Origin of the sequence: Streptomyces sp. NPDC020807, assembly GCF_040641575.1 — a bacterium.
In the GTDB taxonomy this organism is placed as follows: domain Bacteria; phylum Actinomycetota; class Actinomycetes; order Streptomycetales; family Streptomycetaceae; genus Streptomyces.
Map to the genome: position 1 here is coordinate 1 of NZ_JBFADU010000025.1, position 24,221 is coordinate 24,221.

Genomic DNA, 24,221 nt, shown 5'->3' on the forward strand with positions numbered 1-24,221 from the left:
GGCGGGGGGGGCCGGGGGGGGGCCCCCCCCCCCCCCGGGGGGGGGGGGGGGGGCCGCTGCGGGGGGCCTACACCCCGCCCCGCCCCTTCCCGAAACCGGGGCACCGCCCCGGACCCCGCGCCTCAAACGCCGGCGGGGCTGGATTTTCCAGCCCGCCCGGCGTTTGAGGGCACGGCCGCCAGGCCGTACGGGGGCCCGGGGGCTTGCCCCCGGTTTCGGGAAGGGGCGGGGCGGGGGAGGACGCCCTACGCCGTGACCTTCAGGGCCTCCACCAGCAGCGGCGTCACCAGTTCGACCTGCCAGGGCCGGGCGCCGTGGCCGGTCAGGGCCGTGGCGACGGCATCCGGGGTCGCGGGGGACGGGGGCTCCCAGCAGACGCGGCGGACCGTGTCGGGGGTGATCAGGTTCTCCTGGGGGAGGTTCAGCTCCTCCGCGAGGGCCGAGACGGCCGTGCGGGCCGCCGCCAGGCGCGCCGCGGCCGCCGGGTCCTTGTCCGCCCAGGCGCGGGGCGGCGGGGGGCCCGCGATCTGCTGGCCGGGCTGGGGGAGCTCGTTCTCGGGGAGCGCGCGGGCACGGTCGATCGCCGCCTGCCACTGCTCCAGCTGGCGGCGGTTCATGCGGTGCCCGAAGCCGGGCAGGGCCATGAGGGCCGCCGCGTTCACGGGCACGGCCAGCGCCGCCTCCACGATCGCCGCGTCGCTCAGGACCTTGCCGGGCGAGACGTCCCGCCGCTGGGCGACCTTGTCACGGGCCGTCCACAGCTCCCGTACGACCGCCATCTGGCGGCGCCGACGGACCTTGTGCATGCCGGAGGTCCGGCGCCACGGGTCCTTGCGCGGCGGGGCCGGCGGGGCGGAGGCGATGGCGTCGAACTCCTGGCGCGCCCACTCCAGCTTCCCCTGCCGGTCGAGCTCCTTCTCCAGCGCGTCGCGCAGGTCGACGAGGAGTTCGACGTCGAGGGCCGCGTACCGGAGCCAGGGCTCGGGCAGCGGGCGGGTGGACCAGTCGACGGCGGAGTGGCCCTTCTCCAGGGCGTACCCGAGGACGGACTCGACCATCGCGCCGAGGCCGACCCGCGGGAAGCCCGCGAGGCGCCCGGCCAGCTCGGTGTCGAAGAGCGAGGTGGGGAGCATGCCTATGTCGCGCAGGCACGGGAGGTCCTGGGTGGCGGCGTGCAGGATCCACTCGGTCCCGGTGAGCGCCTCGCCGAGCCCGGAGAGGTCGGGGCAGCCCACGGGGTCGATGAGCGCGGTGCCCGCGCCCTCGCGGCGGAGCTGGACGAGGTAGGCGCGCTGTCCGTAGCGGTAGCCGGACGCGCGCTCGGCGTCCACGGCCACGGGGCCGGTTCCGGCGGCGAACGCGGCGATCACCTCGGCGAGGGCGTCCTCGGTCTCGACGACGGGCGGTACCCCCTCGCGGGGCGCCAGCAAAGGGATCGGAAGCCCGTTCGCAGGGACGTCGTCGTCCGGGGGGCCGCCCCCGGTGGTGCGCAGTGCTGTGTCTGCTGCGGTCTCTTGGGCGTCGGTCACCTGTCAAGGGTATCGGTGAACGGCAAGCGCCTGTCGACGGAACGTTCCGTCGACAGGCGCGGGCTTTCCGGCGGCTTGCCGTCAGTGGATGATTCCGGTCCGCAGCGCGACGGCGACCATGCCGGCGCGGTCACCCGTGCCGAGCTTGCGCGCGATGCGGGCCAGGTGGCTCTTCACCGTGAGGGCGGAGAGGCCCATGGAGACGCCGATGGCCTTGTTGGACTGGCCTTCGGCGACGAGCCGGAGCACCTCGACCTCACGGCCGGAGAGCTCGCGGTAGCCGCCCGGGTGGCTCGGGGCACCCGGGGGGCGGCGGTGGCCGAGCCGCGCGGCGGCGGAGCCGATGGGTGCGGCTCCGGGCCGGCCGGGGTGGCCGATGTTGGTCCGGGTGCCGGTGACGACGTAGCCCTTCACGCCGCCCGCCAGGGCGTTGCGTACGGCGCCGATGTCGTCGGCGGCCGAGAGGGCGAGGCCGTTGGGCCAGCCCGCGGCGCGGGTCTCGGACAGCAGGGTCAGGCCGCTGCCGTCGGGCAGGTGGACGTCGGCCACGCAGATGTCGCGCGGGTTGCCGACGCGGGGACGGGCCTCCGCGATGGACGAAGCCTCGATCACGTCACGTACTCCGAGGGCCCACAGGTGGCGGGTCACGGTGGAACGGACGCGCGGGTCGGCCACGACGACCATGGCCGTCGGCTTGTTCGGGCGGTAGGCGACCAGGCTTGCGGGCTGCTCGAGGAGAACGGACACCAGGCCTCCTGGGGGGAAGGATGCGGGACGGATCCGGCTCGGGGATGAAGCCGGGGGGCGAACCCGTGCTGTGAAGGGGTCACTGACTCCTTCGGCAGCTGGGGCGTCCGCCTTTAGGGAAAGATCACGATTTGGTGAGTAACAATTAGGGCAATTCGGACGCGTGATCGATCATCCTACGAGCGGACCCCCGGTCGGCCGCACCGCGACACCCCGGCGGCCCTCCCGGAATTCCTCCCCGGAAGGGCCGCGAGGGGGCGCGAGTCCGTCAGCTCGGGTGCCCGACTAGACCTGCTGCGGGCCCCGCCGCTGGGGCAGCGAGACGACCCCCGCGCCCGTCACCGTCCCCGCCTGGCCCGCCCCCGGTTCCACCGGTGCGGGCGGCAGCCCCGCGATCTGGCACAGCAGGTCGCCCCAGGCCGCCAGGTGCGCCGCCGTGTCCGGCACGCCCCCGAGGCCCTCGCGGGGCGTCCACGAGGCCCTGATCTCGATCTGGGTCGCCGGCCTGCGGTCCGCGAGGCCGCCGAAGTAGTGGGAGCTCGCCATCGTGACGGTCCCGCCGGCCTCCCCGTACGAGAGCCCGCGCGCCTCCATCGCCCCGGTCAGCCAGGACCAGCACACCTCGGGCAGCAGCGGGTCCGCCGCCATCTCCGGCTCCAGTTCCGCCCTGATCAGCGTCACGAGCCGGAAGTTCCCCTTCCAGGCCTCGTGGCCGTCCGGGTCGTGCAGCAGCACGAGCCGCCCGTCCGCGAGGTCCTCCTCGCCGTCGACGACGGCCGCCTCCACCGCGTACGCGTACGGGGCCAGGCGCTGCGGGGGCCTGGTCGGCTCGATCTCGATCTCGGCCCTCGGCCGCGCCGTCCGCAGTGCCTCCACCGCGCGCCGGAAGGCGGGCGGCGCCGGGTTCGTCTCCGTACTGCTCCCGCTGTCCCCCGTTTCGCCCGTCCCTCTCCTGCCGTCGGAATGATCGGAAAAATGTCCCTGAGCCGCAGCCATGCGGGGAAGAGTAGGCGGAACGGGGGCTCTGTGCGGGGAGGGACACCCGGCCCGGGCGAGCGGCTTCCGCCACATGCGAAGATTCGGGGCGTGAGTGCCAACGACAGCCCGCAGGGCCAGCAGACGAAGCAGCAGTCGCGGACGCACGACTCCGCGTTCCTCAAGGCATGCCGGCGCGAGCCCGTGCCGCACACCCCCGTCTGGTTCATGCGGCAGGCCGGGCGCTCCCTCCCCGAGTACCTGAAGGTCCGCGAGGGCATCCCGATGCTCGAGTCGTGCATGCGGCCCGAGCTCGTCACCGAGATCACGATGCAGCCGGTCCGCCGCCACAAGGTCGACGCGGCGATCTACTTCAGCGACATCGTCGTCCCGCTCAAGGCCATCGGCATCGACCTCGACATCAAGCCCGGCGTCGGCCCGGTCGTCGCCGACCCGATCCGCACCCGTGCCGACCTGGCGCAGCTGCGCGACCTCACCCCCGAGGACGTCCACTACGTCACCGAGGCCATCGGGATGCTCACCGAGGAGCTCGGCGAGACCCCGCTGATCGGCTTCGCGGGCGCCCCCTTCACCCTCGCGAGCTACCTCGTCGAGGGCGGCCCGTCCCGCAACCACGAGCACACCAAGGCGCTGATGTACAGCGACCCGCAGCTCTGGGCGGACCTGCTCGACCGCCTCGCCGAGATCACCTCGGCCTTCCTCAAGGTGCAGATCGAGGCCGGCGCCTCCGCCGTGCAGCTCTTCGACTCCTGGGTGGGGGCGCTCTCCCCGGCCGACTACCGCCGTTCGGTGATGCCGGCCTCGGCGAAGGTCTTCGACGCGGTCGCCGGGTACGGCGTCCCCCGCATCCACTTCGGCGTGGGCACGGGCGAGCTGCTCGGCCTCATGGGCGAGGCGGGCGCGGACGTCGTCGGCGTCGACTGGCGGGTCCCGCTCGACGAGGCCGCCCGCCGCGTCGGCCCGGGCAAGGCGCTCCAGGGCAACCTGGACCCGGCCGTCCTCTTCGCCTCGCAGCAGGCGGTGGAGGCCAAGACGGACGAGGTCCTGGCCGCCGCGAAGGGCCTGGAGGGCCACGTCTTCAACCTGGGTCACGGCGTCATGCCGTCCATGGACCCGGACGCCCTGAGCCGTCTCGTCGAGTACGTGCACACGCGGACGGCCGTCTGACCCCGCCGTCGCCCGGTCCGGGCGGCGGGGCCTCACCCTGCCGCCCGGACCGCCGCCTCAGCCCGCGGCCCTGACCGCGGCCGTCGCCTTGCGCGCCGCGATGAGCACCGGGTCCCACACGGGCGAGAACGGCGGCGCGTACCCCAGGTCCAGCGCGGTCATGGCCTCCACCGTCATCCCCGCCGTCAGCGCCACGGCCGCGATGTCGACCCGCTTGCCCGCGCCCTCCCGGCCCACGATCTGCACGCCGAGCAGCCGTCCCGTACGCCGCTCCGCGAGCATCTTCACGGTCATCGGCGCCGCCCCCGGGTAGTACCCCGCCCGGCTCGTCGACTCCACCGTCACCGTCACGAACCGCAGCCCCACCGCGCGGGCGTCCTTCTCCCGCAGGCCGGTCCGCGCGATCTCCAGGTCGCACACCTTCGACACCGCCGTGCCGACGACTCCGGGGAAGACGGCGTAGTCGCCGCCCACGTTCGCCCCGATGACCTGGCCGTGCTTGTTCGCGTGCGTCCCCAGCGGAATGTGCCGCTCACGGCCCGAGACCAGGTCGAGGACCTCCACGCAGTCACCGCCCGCCCAGATGTCCTCGTGGCCCCGCACCCGCATCGCCAGGTCCGTCAGGAGCCCGCCGGACTCGCCGAGCGGCAGCCCCGCGGCCCGGGCGAGCGAGGTCTCCGGCACGACACCCGTGCCCAGCACCACCACGTCCGCCGGGTACTCGGCGTCGCTCGTCACCACCGCCCGCACCCGCCCGTCCGCGCCCGTGAGGATCTTCGTGACGGTCGCCGAGACGACCGTCGTGATCCCCAGGCCGTCCATCGCCCGGTGCACCAGCCGCCCCATGTCGGGGTCGAGCGTCGTCATCGGCTGCTCGCCCCGGGTCAGGACGGTGACCTCGAAACCCCGGGCGAGCAGCGCCTCGGCCATCTCCACGCCGATGTACCCGGCGCCGAGCACCACGGCCCGACGCCCCTCGGCCTGCTCCAGGGAGTCGAGGAGCGCCTGCCCGTCGTCCAGGGTCTGCACCCCGTGGACGCCGGGCGCGTCGATCCCCGGCAGCGGCGGGCGCAGCGGCCGCGCCCCCGTCGCGATCACCAGCTTGTCGTACCCCGTCCACGCCTCCGTACCGGCGTCGAGGTCCCGCGAGCGGACCCGGCGGCCCGCCACGTCGATCGCGGTCACCTCCGTCCGCATCCGCAGGTCGATGTCCCGGGCCCGGTGCTCCTCGGGGGAGCGGGCGACGAGCTCGTCCCGTGTCCCCACGTCGCCGCCGACCCAGTACGGGATGCCGCAGGCCGAGTACGAGGAGAAGTGACCGCGCTCGAAGGCGACGATCTCCAGCTCCCCGGGCGTCCTGAGCCTGCGTGCCTGCGACGCCGCGGACATCCCCGCCGCGTCGCCACCGATGACCACCAGTCGCTCCGTCATACGACGAACATACGACGGACCTACTTCCCGGCGGGACCTTCCGAGGGTTCCTCGCCCGCGCCGGCCACCGGGGCGATCGGGGCACCCGCCGCGTTGCGCTGGGTGCCGGGCGCCACGGCGGGGGCCTGGGCCGCCGCCCGCGCCGCGCGGCGCGGGCGGACGAAACGGCGCCAGAGGAGGAACGCGCCCAGCGCCACCGCGAGCCACGGGGCGAGCGCGGCCAGCACGACCACGATCCACGCGACCGCGTCCACCAGCGCGTTCCACCCGCCGCTCAGCGCGTCCCCGACCCCCGGACGCTCGTCCTCCGGGTCCTTCGCCGCCTCCGGCTTCTCCTTCTCCGTCAGCTCCAGGGTGATCGTCGCCAGCGTCGTCCTGTCCTTCAGCGAGGCCTGCTGGGCGAGCAGCGACTCCAGGTCCGCCTGACGGCGGCTCAGCTCGCCCTCCAGCGTCACCACGTCGGCCAGCTTCTCCGCCTTGTCCATCAGCGCCCGCACCCGCGCCACGCTCGCCCGCTGGGTCGCGATCCGGCTCTCGACGTCCACCACCTGCTCGGTGACGTCCTTCGCGTCCGCCTTGCGGTTCAGGAGCCGGCCCGTGCCCGCGAGCTCGACGAGGACCGCGTCGTACTGCTCCTGCGGCACCCGCAGGACGACCCTGGACATCACGTACGTGTCGTCGAGCCGTTCCGTCGACTCGTTCTCGACCCGCCCGCCGGCGCCCGCTGCCACCCGGCGGGCGGTGACCAGCGCCTTGGTGGCGTCCTCGACCTCGACGGTGAGCGAGGCGGTACGGATGACGTGCTGCTGCCTGACCGGCTTCGCGTCCGACGGCTTCCCCGCCGCGGACTGCTCCTCGACCGCCTCCGAACCACCGGAACCGTCGGTGACGCCCTTGGCGTCGCCCCGCGCGGCGTACCCGCCGCCCTTGCCGCTGTCGAGGCTCGAACCGCCCGCGCCGCAGCCCGTCAGCACGAGCGAGGCCGTGAGCAGGGCCGCCGCGGCGGCCGTTCCGGTGGTGCTTCTCTTCGTCGTGCGGATACCGCGCATGTGATCCCCCCGGGGACTCGGTGAACGTGCCCCTTGGACGTACGGGCCGGGCGGCGGGGTTGCGCTCCCCGGTAGCGATGCGGTCACGGTCCGGCCTCGGAACGGGAGCGCGCGGGCGATTTGAGAGAGTGGTCCCATGAACGCGGACACCACGGGACCCCACGCCGGAGCTCATGTCGTCGTCATCGGCGGCGGCATCGCCGGCCTCGCCGCCGCCCACCGGCTCGTCACCGACGGCCACCGGGTCACCCTCCTGGAGGCGGGCGACCGGCTCGGCGGCAAGCTCCGCGCCGGGGAGATCGCGGGCGCCGCCGTCGACCTCGGCGCCGAGTCGCTGCTCGCCCGCCGCCCCGAGGCGATCGCGCTCGCCGAGGCCGTCGGCCTCGGCGACCGGCTCCAGGCCCCGGCCACGACGACCGCGTCCGTCTGGTCCCGCGGCGAGCTCGTCCCCATGCCCAAGGGGCACGTGATGGGCGTCCCCGGCACCGCCGCCGCCGTCGAGGGCCTCCTCTCCGAGGAGGGCGCCCGCCGCATCGGCCGCGACGCCGAGCTGCCCCCGACCGAGATCGGCGAGGACATCGCCATCGGCGCGTACGTCTCCGAGCGCATGGGCCACGAGGTCGTGGACAGGCTCGTCGAGCCCCTCCTCGGCGGGGTGTACGCCGGCGACGCCTACCGCATCTCCATGAAGGCCGCGGTCCCCGCCCTCTTCGAGGCCGCCCGCCGCCACCCCACGCTCTCCGCCGCCGTCCAGGCCGTCCAGCGGGCCGGGGCCGCCGCGGCCCCCGTCGACGCGGGCGGCGGCGGGACCGGCCTCGCCGCCGGCCTCGCCGGTTCCGTCTTCCTCGGCGTCGAGGGCGGGGTCGGCACCCTGCCCGCCGCCGTCGCCGACGCCGTACGCGCCGCGGGCGGCGAGATCGTCACCGACGCCCCCGTCACCGCCCTGCGCCGCGTCGGACGGGACCGCTGGGAGGTCCACGCGGGCGACCGCGTCCTCGCCGCCGACGCCGTCGTCCTCGCCACGCCCGCGGGCCCCGCCGCCCGGCTCCTCGCCGAGCACGCGCCGGCCGCCGCCTCCGAGCTCGCCGCCGTCGAGTACGCCTCCATGGCCCTCGTCACGCTCGCCTTCCGCCGCGAGGACGTGCCCGCCCTGCCCGGCTCCGGCTTCCTCGTGCCGCCCGTCGACGGCCACACCGTCAAGGCCTCCACCTTCGCCAGCCAGAAGTGGAACTGGATCGGCGACGGCGCCCCCGGCCTCTTCGTGCTCCGCACCTCCGTCGGCCGCCACGGCGAGGAGGACCAGGTCCACCGCGAGGACGCCGACCTCGTCGCCGCCTCCCTCAAGGACCTCGGCGCCGCCACCGGACTCGCCGCGCGCCCCGTCGCCACCACCGTCACCCGCTGGATCGGCGGCCTTCCCCAGTACCCCGTCGGCCACCTCGCCCGGGTCGCCCGCGTCCGCGAGGCCGTCGCCGCGCTGCCCGGACTGCGGGTCGCGGGAGCCGCGTACGACGGCGTCGGCATCCCCGCCACGGTCGCCTCGGCGCAGCGCGCGGCCGACGAGATCACCCGTGAGATCGCGGGGAAGATCGGGGACGAGATCATCGCCACGTCGAAAAGCACCGACCCCGGTGCGGGGCACTCCTCGTGACGGGCGAGAATAGGCGTATGAGTGCGCCCGAAAAGATCCCGAACGCCGGTAAGAAGGCGAAGGACCTCAACGAGGTCATCCGCTACACCCTGTGGTCTGTGTTCAAGCTGCGCGACAACCTTCCCGAGGACCGCGCCGGCTACGCCGACGAGGTCCAGGAGCTGTTCGACCAGCTCGCCGCCAAGGACATCACCGTCCGCGGCACGTACGACCTCTCCGGTCTGCGCGCCGACGCCGACGTGATGATCTGGTGGCACGCCGAGACGAGCGACGAGCTCCAGGAGGCGTACAACCTCTTCCGCCGCACCAGGCTCGGCCGCGCCCTCGTACCGGTCTGGTCGAACATGGCGCTGCACCGCCCCGCCGAGTTCAACAAGTCGCACATCCCGGCCTTCCTGGCCGACGAGACCCCGCGCGACTACGTCTCGGTCTACCCCTTCGTGCGCTCCTACGACTGGTACCTGCTGCCGGACGAGGACCGTCGCCGCATGCTCGCCGACCACGGCAAGATGGCCCGCGGCTACCCCGACGTCCGCGCCAACACGGTCGCCTCCTTCTCGCTCGGCGACTACGAGTGGCTGCTCGCCTTCGAGGCCGACGAGCTGTACCGCATCGTCGACCTCATGCGCCACCTGCGCGCCTCCGAGGCGCGGATGCACGTCCGCGAGGAGGTCCCGTTCTACACCGGCCGCCGCAAGAGCGTCGCCGAGCTGGTGGCGGGCCTGGCCTGACCGAGGCCCCGGCCCCGACGGGGCCCTGGCCTGACAAGGCCGTACGAACCAGGTGGCGGTCCGGCTTCCGGCCGGACGCGCCACCCCTCGACCCGGAAGATCAGACGGCGGGCGTCTTCGCTGCCCCCCGTTCCAGCGACACCGGGTCCGGCTCCGGGTGCGGCGCGCACGACGCGCGCCGCACCGGCGTCATTTCCGGGGTGCTGTCGTCGAGCGAGGGCCTCGGCAGCGCGCCCCCGAGCAGGTAGTCCTCCAAGTAGCCGTTCACGCAGGCGTTCGGCCCGCCCGCGATCCCGTGCGTGCCCGCGCCCCGCTCCGTCACGAGCGCCGAGCCCGCGAGCCGCCGGTGCAGTTCGAGGGCTCCCGCGTACGGCGTCGCCGCGTCCCGTTCCGCCGCCAGGATCAGCACCGGCGGGAGCACCCCCGGGCCCGTCCGCACGTCGAGCGGTCGCTGCCGGGGCGCCTTCCAGTACGCGCAGGGCAGGTTCATCCAGGCGTTGTCCCAGGTCTCGAAGGGCGCGCGCCGGGCGAGGGCCGTGTTGTCCCGGTCCCAGACGGCGAACTCCTCCGGCCAGGGGGCGTCGTTGCACTCCACCGCCGTGTAGACCGCGCGCCCGTTGCCGGCGTCGGGCGCCGGGTCCGCCGGCGGCGCGGCCTGCGCGACCAGCGGCTCCGGATCGCCCTTCAGGTACGCCGAGAGCGCCGCCGCCCGCGACGGCCAGAACCGGTCGTCGTACCCGGCCGCCAGCATCGCCCCGTGCAGCTGCCCGGGCCCGACCCGTCCGCCCGCGGGGCGCGCGGCGAGCGCGGCCCGCGCCCGGTCGTAGCTGGTCGCGACCGCGCGGGCGGTGGCCCCGAGCCCGTACACCGCGTCGTGCTTCGCCACCCACGTGCGGAAGTCGAGCCACCGGCCCTCGAACGCCTCCGACTGGGCGAGGTTGTTGCCGTACCAGACCTTCGACGGCGTCGGGTCGACCGGCGCGTCGAGGACCATCCGCCGCACCCGGTGCGGGAAGAGCGTCGCGTACAGGCCGCCGATGTACGTGCCGTACGAGGCCCCGAGATAGGTGAGGCGCGGCTCGCCCAGCGCGGCCCGCAGGACCTCCAGGTCCCGGGCGTTGTTGAGCGAGTGGTAGTGGCGCAGCCCCGCGCCCGTCCGGCGCGCGCACCCCTCCGCGTACGTCTGCGCCCGCGCGATCCGCTCCTTCTTGTACGTCTCCGACGGCGACGTCGGCGCGGGTGTCGGGCCCGTCGCGCGGCCCGCCGGGTCCTCGCAGGAGACGGGCGCCGAACGGCCCACCCCGCGCGGGGCGTAGCCCACGAGGTCGTACGAGGCCGAGATCCGCTTCCACTCCGGGAGTCCGGCGGCGAGCGGGAAGTACGTCGAGGAGGCGCCGGGCCCGCCGGGGTTGAAGAGGAGCGCGCCCTGCCGTTCGGCGGCCGGCCCGGAGGCGGGGGCGCGGCTGACGGTCAGCGGGATCCGACGCCCCTCGGGATCGGCGTAGTCGAGGGGCACGCGGACCGTGCCGCAGAGGACGGACGGCGGCAGCTGCTCGGCGGCCGGGCAGGCGGCCCAGGCGATCCCCTCGGCGGCGGCCCTGCGGGCGGCGAGCCCGGTACCGCGCGCCTCGGACGGCGGGGCGTCGCGCGCGGGGGAGGTGAGGGGCAGGGAGGAGGCGAAGAGGAGGGCGGTGAGGGCTCCGTACAGCGCGGGGGAAGGCATGGGAGATCGTCGGCGCGCCCCGGAGGCGAAGTAAAGGACCTAGGGGAGGCGTACGGGAGCGTGTCCCCGGAGCGCCGCGCGGAGTTCGGGCTCCAGGACGGCGGGGCCGCGCGTCGCGAGCGCGGTCAGCGGGTCGGCGGGCTCGTCACGGCGCCCGCCGAGCCCGGACAGCAGCCGCTGCCCGGCGGGGGACGCCCAGCTCGTGTACGGGTAGATCTCGATGCCGCCGATGGCCAGGCAGAGCCCGGACGCGAGGAGCGGCAGCGTGAACGCGGCGATCACGACGCCCCGTTCGGCTCCGGGGACGAGCAGCGCGGCCGCCGTGCCGAGACCGAGGGAGAGGAGGAAGGCGAACCGCACCGCGCGCAGCCCCGCCGCGATCTCCCGGCGGCCCGTCTCGGACACGGCCAGGCCCCGGTCGACGAGCCGCTCCGCGAGCGAGCGCACCGGCTCGGCGGCGGAGACCACGGGCCGGACGGCGGGGATCGGGGCCTGGCCGCCGGGACCGATGGCCCCGAGCACGGCCTGCTCGACGCCGTCGACGCCCCGGGCGTCGACGACGGTCGCCCAGCCGGTGTGGGCGAGCAGCAGCCGCCGCTGCCGGTGCATGGAGACGAGGGTCAGGTCGGTGACGCGCAGCGGGCCGCCGGCGAGGTAGGCGGCTTCCTGGACGGTGAGTCCGGGGTGGTCGTCGACGCCCGCGCCCGGGGCGGCGGGCCGGGCCGCCGCGAGGGTGGCCCGGCACAGGCGTGTGCATCCGACGGCGGCGACGACGCAGGCGACGAGGAGGAGGGGAACCCAGACCATGCCCTGGTTCTACGGGAGGTCGGGCCCCCTCGCCACTCGAACGGGCGCGTCAGCCGCTGGAGCCGCCGCCGCAGGAGCTGCCGGAACTGGAACTTCCGCAGGAACTCCCGGAGCTGGAGCTCCCGCAGGAGCTGCCCCCGCCGCAGCTCGACCCGCCGCCACCGCAGCTCGACCCGCCACCGGAACAGGAACCCCCGCCGGAGCACGAGCCTCCGCCCCCGCCCCCGCCACAGGAACTGTTCTCCGCGCACCAGAAGGCGGGCACCCCGGCGAGGGCGAGGTCCGTGTTCGACGACGAGGAGTGGGTGTGCGTCCGCCGGGCGCCGCCGCGCCCGCCGCGCCCGCGCGGACCTCCGTACACCCGGGCCGCGGCGAGCAGTTGCTCGCGCAGGACCGGGTCGGGCAGCACCCGCAGGCCGTAGAGGGCGACGAGGTGCCCGGCGTCGCCGACGTGCCCGTGGGCGCGCATGTACGCGAGGACGGCCCGCTGCCCTGCGCCGGTGATCTGCTTCGCGGAGACCGCCGCGCACACCATCGCCGTGATCCCCGCGACGAGCAGGACCGGCACCACCTTCACGACGAACGGCACCGTCATCTCGTACGAGTCGGCGAAGTCGACCATCGTGAGGGCGACCGCGACGGGGAAGAGGACGAAGGCCGACAGCCCGAGCGCCCCGCACCAGCGGAGCGTCGCGCGCCGCGCGGCCGGGGTGACGATCAGGCCGCGCGCGGCGAGCCCGTCGCCGATCTCCTGCACCGCGGGGTGCCGCATCACGGCGAGCCGCAGGTGGTGCAGGGCCCCGTGCGGGGCCGCCGCGAGCTCCTGGAGCACGGCCCGTTCGACCGGGTCGTGGGCGACGGCCCTGACGGCGGAGACGATCCCCGGGCCGCCGATCGCGAGGCGGCCGTCCGCCTGGAGGGAGGCGAGGGCGGTGTCGACGACCCTGGCGGGTCCGCCGTGCAGGAACGCCGCCTCGTACCGGTCGTGGACGGTGGCGTCGCCGCCCCGGCCGCGCCGCGCGCGGACGACCCGGGTGACGAGCAGGACGATGCCGGTGAGGCCGGCCGCGTAGTACAGGACGAGGAGCGTGTCCATGGTCATCTCCGTACGAGTGCGTGACGGGCGGCCCGCACCAGACGGGTGGCGCGGCCGGGCGGGCGGCTGCCGGAACGGTCCTGCCACCACTCGGTGAGGCGCCGCCGGGCGGCCGGGTCCTCGGGGCGGTCGGCGAGCAGCAGGTGTTCGGCGAAGTCGAGCGCGTCCCGGCGGTAGCCGCCGGTCATGGGGCGGGACCGCGCGTACGCGAGGAACGCCGGCCGGAAACCCGTACCGAGGATCTCCGGCAGTTCCGGCGCGACCCTGGCGACGACACCGGCCCGCTTGGCGGCGAGCGCCCGGCTCTGCACGCCGAGCCGCCGGCTGTCGAAGCCCTCGGGCGCGGGGGTGCCCGCGACGAGCGCGGAGAGCAGGGCGGCCTGCGCGAGACCGAGGCGCTGCCGGGCGTCGTCGGTGGCGACGGGAACCTCGGCCTCGTACGGCTCCGAAGGCCGGGGGAGGTCGACGGAGACGACGGGTACGGGCATCGCCCCGCCCGACACCCGGGCGCCGGCGCCGATGAGCAGCGGAGGCGTGGCGGGCTCCCGGATTTCCCGGACCTCCCGGACCGTCCGCAGGCTCTCCTGGATCAGGTTCTCCCTGATCACGGTCTCCCGGATCGTCTCCAGCTCGTCCGCCAGTTCGTCGGCGGACGGGAAGTCGTCGTCCCGTTCGAGGAGCACCCCGGGCGGCGAGACCCGCGCGGAGAGGTCCGCGAGGACGTCGAGGACCGCGCGCGGCACGGGGTGGGCGTGGGTGTCGTGCCAGACCCCGTCGCGCTCGACGCCGCCGGCGACGTGGACGTACGCGATGGCCTCCACCGGCAGTTCGGCCAGGGCCTTCGCGGGGTCCTCGCCGCGGTTGACGTGGTTGGTGTGCAGGTTGGCGACGTCGACGAGGAGCCGCACCCCCGTACGCTCCACCAGCTCCGCCAGGAACTGCCCCTCCGTCATCTCCTCGCCCGGCCAGGCGATGAGCGCGGCGATGTTCTCCAGGGCGAGCGGCACGGGCAGCGCGTCCTGCGCGATCCGCACGTTCTCGCAGAGCACGTCGAGCGCGTCCCTGGTCCGGGGCACGGGCAGCAGGTGCCCGGCTTCGAGCTGCGGAGAGGCGGTGAGCGGCCCCCCGGCCCGCACGAACGCGATGTGCTCGGTGACGAGCGGCGCCCCGAGCGCGAGGGCCGTCTCGCCGAGCGCGGCGAGCCGCGCCGGGTCCGGCCGGTCGGCCCCGCCGAGCCCCAGCGAGACGCCGTGCGGGACGACCGTCACGCCGCGCTCGCGCAGCCGGACCAGCGAGTCGGGCAGGTGGCCGGCGCAGATGTTCTCCGCGACCACCTCGACCCAGTCGACTCCGGGCAGCGCCTCGACCGCCTCCGCGATCTCGGGACGCCAGCCGATGCCGATGCCGAGCTCCGTCCTGTCCCCCATGTACCCGTCCCCCCTGTTTCCGTTCTCGGTCACCGGGGTGATGACCCGGAGGCGGACGTTCGAATCCAAGGAGGGGGACGTTCAGAGCTACATTTGAGGTTTCCGCCCCGGGCGTGCCCCGGAAGGCGGGATTCAGCAGGTCAGGGCGGGGAGCGCGGTGACGGCGGGGGCCAGGGGGACAGGCGGGTGGGGCGGTGCCACCGTGAGGGACGGCGGGAGGGCGGACCGAGCCCTGGTTCGACCACGTCCAGTGGAGGAGGAGGCCGAGGAAGAGGACGAGCACGCCGACGAGCACGACGAACACGCCGGTCACGATCCGTCCGGCCGTCTTCCTGACGCTCACCCGCGCGCCCTTCCCCAGACCGTGTGGTAGCGCACGGTGCGGGTCCACTCGATCCTCGTCCGGCCGTCGCCGTCGGGCCCGTCGGAGGTCAGCAGCTCGGGCCCCTCGGCACGGAGGCCGTCGGCGAGGTCCTCGACGGGCCCGTCCGCGAGGAAGTGCAGGTGGATCCGCATGACGCAGGTCAGGACGGGTCGCGGCGCCGGGTTCGGGTCGAAGAGGTTCCGGCCCCCGCCCGGGGAGCACCGGTCGACGAGCTCCGTGCGCACGGGCGGGCCCCACGGGGCGGCCTCGGCGAACTCCTGGGCGCGCGCCCGCAGTTCGCGCTCCGCCCGCTTCCGCTCCTGCCGGACCGCACGCGACCGGGCGATCAGCCGGGCCCGCCACCGGGCGGGGAGACGGACGAGCGCGTCGATCCCCGCCAGGAGGAAGAACAGGAGCAGGGACACGACCTGGCTCGCCCGCCGACCGGTACGTCGGCCCGAGTGATGGCTCATGCCCCCGAGTGTCCTACGGCCGCGCCAGCCGCAGGTGCGGAGCGTAGAGGTCGCTGCCCTCGGAGACGACCGTCTTGCCGGGGGCGATCTCCGTGAACCCGGCGTCCCGGACGACCGGGAGGCCGCTGTCGTCCGCCGCCAGCGCGGCCCACCGCTCCGGCGTCGCCGTGCGGACGGCCAGCGGGAAGCCCGCCTCCTGCCAGGCCTTGCGGTCGGTGTCCGGCATCGCCCACCAGAGCAGCTGCGCGCCGTGTCCGGCCTGCGCCATCGTCTTGCCTGCCGACATGTCGACACCGGGGTTGATCCAGAGCGTCACGGCCCCGTCCGGTACGGGGCCGGGCTCGGCCGGGTCGTCGAGGTCGGTGCCGGAGACCTGGAGCTTGGCCAGCTCCTTGGGCCAGCCGTCGAGCGGCACCGGCGGGAAGACCCGTACCTCCGCCGTCTCGCCGGTCACGGTGATCCCGGGGAGCGCCCCGGCCTTCCGCCACTCCGCGCCGCGCGCCCGCCGCACGACCTTGCGGATCCGGGCGTCCTCCCAGTCCGCCATGGCCCGGGCCCATTCGCCCCGGTCCTCGCCCTCGCCGAGCGAGCGCTCGTCGGTGAGGATCGCCATCACGGCCCGGGCGGCGGTCTCCAGGGCGTCGGTACGGGCCGGGGGCGCGTCGCGCTCGATGCGGACGACCAGGGGGAGGACGAACTGCGGCTTCTCGTCGCGGGGGTCGGTGGTGTCGTTGCTGCTGTCACTGCTCACCCGGCAAGTCTGCCACCGACGCCCGGTACGGCAGGGGGGCCTGTTGTGGCACGGGAGGTCCGCACGTCAGGATGCTGCCCATGAAGAGCGATCTTTTCGTCGGCGAACACCTCGCCGAGACGGCCGACTTCCCCGGCATGACCCTGCAGAACGCGAAGTCCGTCAAGTACACGGTCAACGGCGAGATGTACGCGCGCCAGGGCGCCATGATCGCCTTCCGCGGCGACCTCCGCTTCGAGCGCAAGGGCCAGGGCATCGGCGGCATGCTCAAGCGGGCCGTCACCGGCGAGGGCCTGGCGCTCATGACCGTCAGTGGGCAGGGCGAGGCATGGTTCGCGCACGAGGCGCAGAACTGCTTCATCGTCGAGATCGAGCCGGGCGACGCCTTCTCCGTCAACGGCCGCAACGTCCTCTGCTTCGACTCCACCCTCCACTACGAGATCCGTACGGTGAAGGGCGCCGGGATGACCGGCGGCGGCCTCTTCAACTCCGTCTTCACCGGCCGCGGCAAGGTCGCCCTGATGTGCGAGGGCAGCCCGATCGTCATCCCCGTCACCCCGCAGGCCCCCGTGTGCGTCGACACCGACGCCGTCGTCGGCTGGAGCGAGCAGCTCGTCACGTCGCTGCACCGCTCCCAGTCCCTCGGCTCGATGCTCCGTGGCGGCTCGGGCGAGGCGGTCCAGCTCAGGCTGGACGGCCAGGGCTTCGTCGTCGTCCGCCCGAGCGAGCTCACCCCGCAGAAGAACGCGTCGCATTGAGGGCCGCGCGTTGAGGGCCGAGCGGGTCGGGCGACGGTACGGGCTCCGCGGGCCGTGGGTCCTGCGCGGGGTCGACCTCGCCCTGCCCGCCGCCACCCTGGTGCGCTGCGTCGGCACCAACGGCACGGGCAAGTCGACCCTGCTCCGGCTCCTCGCGGGCATCGACGCCCCGACCGAGGGCCGGATCACCGGCCGCCCGCCCCGCACCGGGTACGTCCCCGAGCGCTTCCCCGCCGCCCTGCCCTTCACGGCCGTCGACTACCTTTCCCACCTCGGCCGGATCCAGGGCCTCGGCGGACCGGCCGCGCGGGCCCGCGCGGGGGAGTGGCTGGAACGTTTCGGCGCCGCCGCGTACGCCCGTACCCCCCTCGCCGAACTCTCCAAGGGCACCGGCCAGAAGGTCGCCGTCGCCCAGGCCCTGCTCGCCGACCCCGGCCTCCTCGTCCTCGACGAGGCCTGGACAGGCCTCGACACCGGCGCGCGCGCCGAACTGGACCGCGCGGTCCGCGAGCGGGTCGCGGCGGGCGGCACGGTCGTCTTCGTCGACCACGACCCGCGCCGCCTCGCGGGAGAGGCCGACGCCGTGTACGCGGTGGAGGCGGGTGCGGTGCGTGAGGCGGCGGTGACGGGAGCTGTGTGTGAGGCGGCGCAGACGGGAGCGGTACGGGAGGCGGCGGAGGCGTCCTCCTCCGGGACGCTCCGCACGCCCCTGGTCCGCATCACCGCCTCCGGCGGCGAGCCCCTCCCGGAGGCGGTCCTCCTCCCCGGGCAGCCTCTCGTCGAGCCCTCCCCGGCCCCCGACACCCTGGTCTTCACCGTGCACGAGGCCCACTCCGACGCCCTGCTCGAAACGCTCCTCACCGCCTTCTGGCACATCCGGCAACTCCGTGCGGAGGAGGCGGTACGGGCATGACGGCGCTGATCGGGTACCACGCGGGGCTGCTCCTCCGCTCGCAGCGCTGGCTGCCGCCGGTCCTGCTCCACGCGGCCTTCCTCGCCGTCGGCGTCCGCCCGGGCGAGCCCGTGCTCGGCGCGCTCGGCTTCGCGGCGGCCGGGCTGCTGCCGGTGGCGGCCTGGTCCGTACGGATCTGCCTCACCCAGGAGCCGCCCGCCGCCCGGGACGTCGTCGCGGCGGCGGCCGGCCGCGCCCGCGCCCACCTCGCGGCGCTCCTCACCGGCACCGCCCTGCCGGGGCTCCTCGGCACGGCCGCCGTCCTCGGCGTGACCGCGCTCGGAGACCGGCGCACGGTGGGCGCGCCCACCGCCCTGGCGACCGGGTTCCTGGTGACGGCGGCCTGCGTCCTGACGGGCGCGGCGGTCGGCGCCCTGGCGAGCCGCCCGTTCGTGAACGCCCCCGGCTGGTCGGTCCTGGCCCTGGTGCTCGGCTCGCTACTCGCCCTCGTCACCACCGGCTCCCCGGCGAAGCACGCCCTGACGGCCGTGGTCACCGGGGCGCCGCCGTCGTGGACGGCGGCCGTCGGGGCGGTGCTCCTCGCGGCGGCGACGGCGGCCGTCTCGTGCCGGGCGACGGGGAGCCGCCTCAGCGCATGAGCTCCGAGACCTTCACGAAGCGGTAGCCGCGCGCGCGGAGCTCGGGGACGATCCGGCGGATCGCCTGCTCGGTGACGGGGGCGGCGCTGCGCGTGCAGTGCATGACGACGAGCGACCCCGGCCTCACCCCGTCGAGCACCTGCTCGGCGACGGCGTTCCCGTCCTTGGCGAAGGCGTCGCCGCTGACCACGTCCCACTGCACCGCCGTCACGCCGAGGGGCGCGAGCGCGCGGAGGGCGGCGTCGTCGTAGCAGCCGCCGGGGAAGCGGAAGTACGGGACGACGTTGACGGCCCCGGCGTCCCGGAAGGCGTCGAAGGCGCGCTGGACGTCGGCCGCCATGTCCGGGCCCCCGAGGGTCGGCAGGCCGTAGCAGGGGGACGCGAAGGCGTAGTGGCTGTAGGAGTGGTTGGCGATCTCGAAGCGCGGGTCGGTGCCGAGGGACTTCGCCTGGTCGGGGTACTCCTCCGCCCAGCGGCCCGTCATGAAGACGGTGGCGTCCACCTTCAGGCGGCGCAGGGTCGCGACGAGTCCCGGGTTGTCGAAGCGCTCGCCGCGCGCGGCCCGCGGCCCCTGATCGGCGGTCATGTCCGCGTCGAAGGTGAGCGCGACGACCTTCTCGCCGCCCGTCCGCGCGCGACGGCTGTAGACGGGCGTCAGCCCGTCGGGCCCCGGCGCGAGGGTGGGCGGGGCGGCCGGCGCGCGCCGGGCGGGGTCGGCCTTGGGGCCGGGCGCGGGGGCGCTGGCGCTCGTGCCCGCGCCGGGGGTACGGGTGGCGGGCGCCGGCTTCTCGGGAGCCCCGCCGCCACCGCAACCGGCCAGAACGGCGCCGAGGAGGCCGAGCACCGCCATCCTTCGTACAGGAATGTTCACGCTCGGAAGCTAACCGATCGACATCCGTCCGGGACGCGGGGGGCGGTGGGACGCCGGCGGGTTCCTACGAGTAGCGGATCGGTACGGCCGCCACGTACCGCTCAGGTGGCGAGCAGCCGCCTCCGGCACTCGGCCACGTCGAAGTCGCCCGCCGGGTACGTCGGGTCCAGCGCCTCCAGGTGTTCCAGGAGCAGCCGGCTGATCGCCCAGTTCCGGTACCACTTCCGGTCCGCCGGGACCAGGTACCAGGGGGCCTCGTCCGTCGAGCAGCGTTCGAGGGCGATCTCGTACGCCTCCCGGTACGACGGCCACATCGCGCGCTCCTCGATGTCGCCCGGGCTGAACTTCCAGTGCTTCTCCGGGTTGTCCAGGCGTTCGAGCAGCCGGTCGCGCTGCTCCTCGTACGAGAGGTGGAGGAAGACCTTCACCACCGTCACCCCGTCGTCGGCGAGGGACTTCTCGAAGCGGTTGATCTGGGCGTAGCGGCGGCCGAGCTGGGAGCGCGGGACCAGCTCGCGGACGCGGGCGATGAGGACGTCCTCGTAGTGCGAGCGGTCGAAGATGCCGATCTCGCCCGGCTGGGGCAGAGCCTTCATGATCCGCCAGAGGAAGGGGTGGTTCTGCTCCTCCGGGGTCGGCGCCTTGAAGGCGCGGATGCGGCAGCCGGACGGGTTGAAGAGGCCGATGACGTGCTTGACCGTGCCGCCCTTGCCGCTGGTGTCCATGCCCTGCAGGACGAGGAGCAGCCGCCGGCGGTCGCCGGCGGTGCTCGACGCGTACAGGCGGTCCTGGAGGTCGGCGAGGCGCGGGGCGAGGGCGGCGGTGGCGGCCAGGCCGGACGCCTTGTCGGTCGGGCCCGCGGGGACCGCCTTGGCGTCGTACGCGGTGAGGTCGAGGCGCTCGCCCTCGGGCACGCGCAGGACGTCCCGGAGGGCCGGCGGCCGCGTCCGGGGTTCCGGCGACCGCTTCTTCTTCCCGTCCTTCTTCGCCACCTCGTGACCCTTCCGCCGCGCCGACCCGCCCCCGTCCTCCTCCGATCCTCCGACGGAACCCGGCGGCCCGCGAGCCCGGAAGGGGTCAGCCGCTCAGCACCACGGCCCCGTGACCGCGAACGTCGTCCCCGGCGTGTAGCAGTTCACGTACATCGTGGAGCCGTCCGGCGAGAACGTGACACCCGCGAACTCGCCCCACTCCGGCTGCTCGGGCGTCCCGATGTTGCGCGCGCCGCGCGCGACCGCGTACACCTCGCCCTCCCTGCTCACGCCGAAGACGTGCTGCGCGCCGTCCCCGTCCTCGCACACCATCAGGCCGCCGCTCGGGGCGAGGCAGATGTTGTCGGGGGACTCGCCCGGGAGCCGGACGTCCGTGTCGGGGCCGAAGACGACGACGAGGGTGAGCCGGCGCTTGTGCGGCTCGTACTTCCAGACCTGGCCGAAGTGGGTGGCGCCGGAGCCGTCCGAGGCGCGGGCGAAGGAGGAGACGAAGTAGACGGCCCGCCCGCCCCAGTAACAGCCCTCCAGCTTCTGCGCGTGGGTGATGCCCCTCGGCCCGAAGTCCTGGAGCCGGATGGGGGTCTCGGTTGCCAGGGGGTCCGGTACGGGGACCCACTCGACGCCCTCGAAGCGCGTGCCCGGCTCCTGGACGACGGAGAGGTCGGGGACGCCGGGCACCCGCATGGCCTCCAGGGCGCCGCCCGCGCGGAGCGAACCGAGGCCGCCGAGCGGCCTGTCGGGCAGGAAGCGGTAGAAGAGCCCGAACGGCTGGAGGAACGCGTCCTCCGTCTCGTACACGATCCCGCTCGTCGGGTCGACCGCGACGGCCTCGTGCTGGAAGCGGCCCATCGCGGTGAGCGGGACGGCGCCGCTGCGGTGCGGGTCGGCGCCGTCGACCTCGAAGACGAAGCCGTGGTCCTTGGTGTAGCCGTTGGTCCCGGCGCGGTCCTCGGTCTCCTCGCAGGTGAGCCAGGTGTTCCAGGGGGTGGGCCCGCCCGCGCAGTTGACGGCCGTGCCGGCGACGCCGACGCGCTCGCCGAGGACGTTGTTGCGGCCGTCGAGTTCGAGGACCGTGCAGCCGCCCCTGGCGGCGGGGTCGTAGGTCAGGCCGGGGACGGTCGGGACGCCGATCTTCCCGGTGGCGCGGTTCTCGTGGTTGCGGACGAGGTGCACGCGCCCGCGGCGGCCGGCGAAGGCACCCATGCCGTCGTGGTTGCTGGGGACGAGCCCCTCGCCGGAGCGGAGGGGGTCGCCCTGCCGGGAGAGCACCCGGTAGCGGAAGCCCTCGGGGAGGTCGAGGAGTCCGTCGGGGTCGGGGACCAGCGGGCCGTAGCCGCCCCGGGGCGCGGCGGCCGTGGCCGTACCGGCGGCGAAGAGTTCGGAGAGGGCGCCGGTGAAGGCGATCCCGACGGCGGACGCGCCGGTGCGGGAGAGGATCTGACGTCGTGTCGCGGACATGCGGCAACTACCCACTTCCTGTTGGCGGACAGGCGGATGGAGCAGGTGACAAGAGCAGGTGCAGAGGTGACGTGTGGCCCGCATGGTAACCATGCGGGCCACAAAAGTAACGGACGGGAGATCAGGAGAGGGTGGCCGTCAGCGTGATCGTCGTGCCCGTCAGCGCCTGGCTGACCGGGCAGTTCTTCTTCGCGTCCTCGGCGAGCTCCTGGAAGCGGTCCGCCTCCAGGCCCGGGACCTCGCCGGTCACGGTCAGGTGGATGCCCGTGATGCCCTGACCCGGCTGGAAGGTGACGTCCGCCTTGGTCTCCAGGCGGGTCGGCGCGTGGCCGGCCTTCGCGAGGCCGTTGGAGAAGGCCATCGAGAAGCAGGAGGAGTGCGCGGCGGCGATGAGCTCCTCGGGGCTCGTCCTGCCGTTCGGCTCCTCGGTGCGGGCCGGCCAGGAGACCTCGTACGAGCCGAGTCCGGAGGAGTCGAGCGTGACGACGCCGGAGCCCTTGAGGAGGTCGCCCTGCCAGACGGTGTGGGCGTGACGCACGGTGGCCATGTGGATCCCTTTCGATCGGGTACGGCCCCCAAGCTACTGCGCGACCAGCCCCTTCGCGTCGCGCGCGAGCGCGGTGAGCCGGGAGATCGCCCGGAAGTACTTCTTGCGGTAGCCGCCGTTCAGCATCTCCTCGCTGAACAGCCTGTCGAAGGGCAGCCCGGAGGCGAGGACGGGTATCTCGCGGTCGTAGAGGCGGTCGGCGAGGACGACGAGCCGCAGGGCCGTCGACTGGTCGGGGACCGGCTGGACGTCGGTGAGGCAGACCGCGCTGAGCTCGTCGGTGAGTGCGCCGTACCGGCTCGGGTGCACCTTGGCCAGGTGGTCGAGCAGGTGCGGGAAGTCGTCGAGGGAGGCGCCGGGCGTGGCGTACGCCGTCTCCGTGACGACCTGGTCGGTGTACGGGGAGGGGGCCTCCGGCAGGCCGCGGTGGCGGTAGTCCTCGCCGTCGATCCGCAGCGGCATGAAGTGGGCGGAGAGGCCCTGGATCTCGCGGAGGAAGTCGGCGGCGGCGAAGCGGCCCTCGCCGAGCTTGCCGGGGAGCGTGTTGGAGGTGGCGGCGAGCGCCACGCCGGCCTCGACCAGCTTGGCGAGGAGGCTGGAGACGAGGACGGTGTCGCCCGGGTCGTCGAGCTCGAACTCGTCGATGCAGAGGAGACGGTGTCCGCTGAGGGTCGCGACCGTCTGCTGGAAGCCGAGCGCGCCGACGAGGTTGGTCAGCTCGACGAAGGTGCCGAAAGCTTTCAGCGCGGGCTCGGCGGGGGTCGCGTGCCACAGGGAGGCGAGCAGGTGGGTCTTGCCGACGCCGTACCCGCCGTCGAGGTAGACGCCGCGCGGGCCGGTCGGGGCGGCGGGCTTCTTGGCGAACCAGCGGCGCTTGCCGCTGCCGGAGGCGTGCGCCCCGCCGAGGCCCTCGGCGAAACCGCTCAGCGTCTTGACGGCGGCCGTCTGGCTGGGCTGGTTCGGGTCCGGGAGGTACGTGTCGAACCGGACGGAGTCGAAGCGCGGCGGCGGCACCATCTCCGCGACGAGCCGGTCGGCGGGGACGTGGGGCTCTCGCGAGCAGAGCGAGAGCGGGGCCGCCGCGAGGGCGGCCGCTTCGGTGAGGGCACGGGTCGACACAGTTATCCACTCTAAGCGCCATGCAAGACTGCGGGGATGCGACGCCTGCTCCCTGTGACGGACATGACAGCCCGCGAGACCGCTGCCGGGGCCGCCATCGAGGCCGCCCCGGGGGCCGCGGCCGACCCGGCCCCGGAGACCGCGGCCGGGGCCGTGCCCCGGAACGCCGGGGCCCCGCCCGAGGACGGGGAGTGGTCCCTCGACGCGCTCGCCGACGCCTACGCGTATCCGGAGGTCGACACTCCGTGGCTGCGGGCCAACATGGTCTCCTCGCTCGACGGCGCCGGCCAGCACGACGGCCGCTCCCAGCCGCTCTCCTCCGACGCCGACATGCGGATCTTCGGCACCCTGCGCGGGCTCGCGGACGTGGTCGTGGTGGGCGCGGAGACCGTACGCCTGGAGGGGTACCGCCCCGCCAGGGCGCGGGAGGCCTTCGCCGCCCGCCGGGCCGCGGCCGGGCAGGCGCCCGCACCCGTGATCGCGGTGGTCACCGCCTCGCTCCACCTGGACTTCGCGCTGCCGCTCTACCAGGACCCGCTGGTGCCGACCCTGGTCCTCACCGGGGCCGGGGCCCCCGCCGCCCGGGTCCAGGAGGCCAGGGACGCGGGCGTCGAGGTGGTCTTCGCGGGGGAGGGGGCCGGGGTCGAGCCGGGCCGGGTCAAGGCGCTCCTCGCGGAGCGCGGGCTGCGCCGCCAGCTGACGGAGGGCGGTCCCCGGCTGCTCGGTCAGTTCGTGGCGGCGGAGGCCCTGGACGAGCTGTGCCTGACCCTCTCGCCCACGATGACGGCGGGCGACGCCCAGCGGATCGCCGGGGGCCCGTCGGTCGCCGTCCCGACACGCTTCACGGTGGCTTCCGTGCTGGAGCAGGACGGCTTCCTCTTCACCCGCTACCGTCGGATCTGACAATCGGCGGAATTTGTCGTTCCGCTTACCGTCCGCTGGGCACACTTACTGTCGCAGACCCCGTGCGAGCACGGGGAAGG

At 74.7% G+C, this 24,221-nt stretch carries 23 protein-coding genes; 7 read left to right on the top strand and 16 right to left on the bottom strand.

Annotation, left to right across the window (positions count from 1 at the left end; translation table 11 throughout):
- Positions 1 to 245 precede the first annotated feature (245 nt).
- From AB0G79_RS27400 to AB0G79_RS27410, 3 genes are all read right to left on the bottom strand, one after another.
- The gene (locus tag AB0G79_RS27400) at positions 246 to 1,529 is read right to left on the bottom strand and encodes a ribonuclease D (protein ID WP_360810936.1); all 1,284 of its coding nucleotides are present in this window, start codon (positions 1,527 to 1,529) and stop codon (positions 246 to 248) included.
- Positions 1,530 to 1,610: 81 nt separating this feature from the next.
- Complete coding sequence (locus AB0G79_RS27405) at positions 1,611 to 2,276, bottom strand: response regulator transcription factor (RefSeq protein ID WP_360810938.1); 666 nt, start codon at positions 2,274 to 2,276, stop codon at positions 1,611 to 1,613.
- Positions 2,277 to 2,561: 285 nt separating this feature from the next.
- Entirely contained in the window at positions 2,562 to 3,272 is a 711-nt protein-coding gene (locus AB0G79_RS27410; RefSeq protein ID WP_360810940.1) for a DUF3000 domain-containing protein, read from the bottom strand.
- Positions 3,273 to 3,362: 90 nt separating this feature from the next.
- Here AB0G79_RS27410 and hemE point away from each other — a divergent pair, with 90 nt between their 5' ends.
- Positions 3,363 to 4,439, top strand: a complete 1,077-nt coding sequence (gene hemE / locus AB0G79_RS27415) for a uroporphyrinogen decarboxylase (RefSeq protein ID WP_360810942.1) — start codon at positions 3,363 to 3,365, stop codon at positions 4,437 to 4,439.
- A gap of 57 nt (positions 4,440 to 4,496) precedes the next feature.
- On the opposite strand, the gene AB0G79_RS27420 is transcribed toward hemE, so the two are convergent.
- The gene (locus AB0G79_RS27420) at positions 4,497 to 5,870 is read right to left on the bottom strand and encodes an FAD-dependent oxidoreductase (RefSeq protein WP_360810944.1); all 1,374 of its coding nucleotides are present in this window, start codon (positions 5,868 to 5,870) and stop codon (positions 4,497 to 4,499) included.
- Between the two features lie 20 nt (positions 5,871 to 5,890).
- Positions 5,891 to 6,919: a DUF4349 domain-containing protein gene (locus AB0G79_RS27425; RefSeq protein WP_360810945.1), complete on the bottom strand. Its 1,029-nt coding sequence runs from the start codon at positions 6,917 to 6,919 to the stop codon at positions 5,891 to 5,893.
- A gap of 136 nt (positions 6,920 to 7,055) precedes the next feature.
- On the opposite strand from AB0G79_RS27425, the gene hemG reads away from it, so the two are divergent.
- Both hemG and hemQ read left to right on the top strand, forming a co-directional pair.
- Entirely contained in the window at positions 7,056 to 8,570 is a 1,515-nt protein-coding gene (hemG, locus tag AB0G79_RS27430) for a protoporphyrinogen oxidase (protein WP_360810947.1), read from the top strand.
- A gap of 17 nt (positions 8,571 to 8,587) precedes the next feature.
- Positions 8,588 to 9,301, top strand: a complete 714-nt coding sequence (gene hemQ, locus AB0G79_RS27435; protein WP_360810949.1) for a hydrogen peroxide-dependent heme synthase — start codon at positions 8,588 to 8,590, stop codon at positions 9,299 to 9,301.
- Positions 9,302 to 9,401: 100 nt separating this feature from the next.
- Here hemQ and AB0G79_RS27440 read toward each other — a convergent pair whose 3' ends face one another.
- From AB0G79_RS27440 to AB0G79_RS27465, 6 genes are all read right to left on the bottom strand, one after another.
- Complete coding sequence (locus tag AB0G79_RS27440) at positions 9,402 to 11,024, bottom strand: alpha/beta hydrolase (RefSeq protein ID WP_360810951.1); 1,623 nt, start codon at positions 11,022 to 11,024, stop codon at positions 9,402 to 9,404.
- Positions 11,025 to 11,063: 39 nt separating this feature from the next.
- Entirely contained in the window at positions 11,064 to 11,831 is a 768-nt protein-coding gene (locus AB0G79_RS27445) for a TIGR04222 domain-containing membrane protein (RefSeq protein WP_360810953.1), read from the bottom strand.
- A gap of 49 nt (positions 11,832 to 11,880) precedes the next feature.
- Positions 11,881 to 12,927, bottom strand: coding sequence for a TIGR04222 domain-containing membrane protein (locus AB0G79_RS27450; protein ID WP_360810955.1), 1,047 nt, complete (start codon positions 12,925 to 12,927; stop codon positions 11,881 to 11,883).
- A gap of 2 nt (positions 12,928 to 12,929) precedes the next feature.
- On the bottom strand, positions 12,930 to 14,354 hold the full coding sequence (locus AB0G79_RS27455) for a DUF692 domain-containing protein (protein WP_360810957.1): 1,425 nt from the start codon (positions 14,352 to 14,354) through the stop codon (positions 12,930 to 12,932).
- A 339-nt stretch (positions 14,355 to 14,693) separates the two neighbouring features.
- The gene (locus tag AB0G79_RS27460; RefSeq protein ID WP_360810959.1) at positions 14,694 to 15,191 is read right to left on the bottom strand and encodes a hypothetical protein; all 498 of its coding nucleotides are present in this window, start codon (positions 15,189 to 15,191) and stop codon (positions 14,694 to 14,696) included.
- A 13-nt stretch (positions 15,192 to 15,204) separates the two neighbouring features.
- Positions 15,205 to 15,942, bottom strand: coding sequence for a peptidyl-tRNA hydrolase (locus AB0G79_RS27465; protein WP_360810961.1), 738 nt, complete (start codon positions 15,940 to 15,942; stop codon positions 15,205 to 15,207).
- Between the two features lie 80 nt (positions 15,943 to 16,022).
- Between AB0G79_RS27465 and AB0G79_RS27470 the strand changes: the two genes are divergently transcribed.
- From AB0G79_RS27470 to AB0G79_RS27480, 3 genes are read left to right on the top strand one after another with little or no spacing between them, the layout of a single operon-like run.
- On the top strand, positions 16,023 to 16,700 hold the full coding sequence (locus tag AB0G79_RS27470; RefSeq protein ID WP_360810963.1) for an AIM24 family protein: 678 nt from the start codon (positions 16,023 to 16,025) through the stop codon (positions 16,698 to 16,700).
- Between the two features lie 10 nt (positions 16,701 to 16,710).
- Entirely contained in the window at positions 16,711 to 17,613 is a 903-nt protein-coding gene (locus AB0G79_RS27475) for an ABC transporter ATP-binding protein (protein WP_360810965.1), read from the top strand.
- Positions 17,610 to 18,251, top strand: a complete 642-nt coding sequence (locus AB0G79_RS27480; RefSeq protein WP_360810967.1) for an ABC transporter — start codon at positions 17,610 to 17,612, stop codon at positions 18,249 to 18,251. The genes AB0G79_RS27475 and AB0G79_RS27480 overlap by 4 nt, the downstream gene beginning before the upstream one ends.
- On the opposite strand, the gene AB0G79_RS27485 is transcribed toward AB0G79_RS27480, so the two are convergent.
- The 5 genes from AB0G79_RS27485 to zapE form a co-directional block, all read right to left on the bottom strand.
- Positions 18,241 to 19,101, bottom strand: coding sequence for a polysaccharide deacetylase family protein (locus AB0G79_RS27485; RefSeq protein ID WP_360811092.1), 861 nt, complete (start codon positions 19,099 to 19,101; stop codon positions 18,241 to 18,243). The genes AB0G79_RS27480 and AB0G79_RS27485 overlap by 11 nt on opposite strands.
- A 122-nt stretch (positions 19,102 to 19,223) precedes the next feature.
- Positions 19,224 to 20,114 carry a PPK2 family polyphosphate kinase gene (locus tag AB0G79_RS27490; RefSeq protein ID WP_360810969.1) on the bottom strand — a complete coding sequence of 297 codons (891 nt, stop codon included), beginning with the start codon at positions 20,112 to 20,114 and terminating at the stop codon, positions 19,224 to 19,226.
- A 93-nt stretch (positions 20,115 to 20,207) separates the two neighbouring features.
- Positions 20,208 to 21,572: an alkaline phosphatase PhoX gene (locus AB0G79_RS27495; RefSeq protein ID WP_360810971.1), complete on the bottom strand. Its 1,365-nt coding sequence runs from the start codon at positions 21,570 to 21,572 to the stop codon at positions 20,208 to 20,210.
- Between the two features lie 121 nt (positions 21,573 to 21,693).
- Positions 21,694 to 22,119: an OsmC family protein gene (locus AB0G79_RS27500; RefSeq protein WP_360810973.1), complete on the bottom strand. Its 426-nt coding sequence runs from the start codon at positions 22,117 to 22,119 to the stop codon at positions 21,694 to 21,696.
- Between the two features lie 33 nt (positions 22,120 to 22,152).
- Positions 22,153 to 23,238, bottom strand: a complete 1,086-nt coding sequence (zapE, locus tag AB0G79_RS27505) for a cell division protein ZapE (RefSeq protein ID WP_360810976.1) — start codon at positions 23,236 to 23,238, stop codon at positions 22,153 to 22,155.
- 36 nt (positions 23,239 to 23,274) lie between these two features.
- Here zapE and AB0G79_RS27510 point away from each other — a divergent pair, with 36 nt between their 5' ends.
- Positions 23,275 to 24,141: a pyrimidine reductase family protein gene (locus tag AB0G79_RS27510; protein WP_360810978.1), complete on the top strand. Its 867-nt coding sequence runs from the start codon at positions 23,275 to 23,277 to the stop codon at positions 24,139 to 24,141.
- Positions 24,142 to 24,221 lie beyond the last annotated feature (80 nt).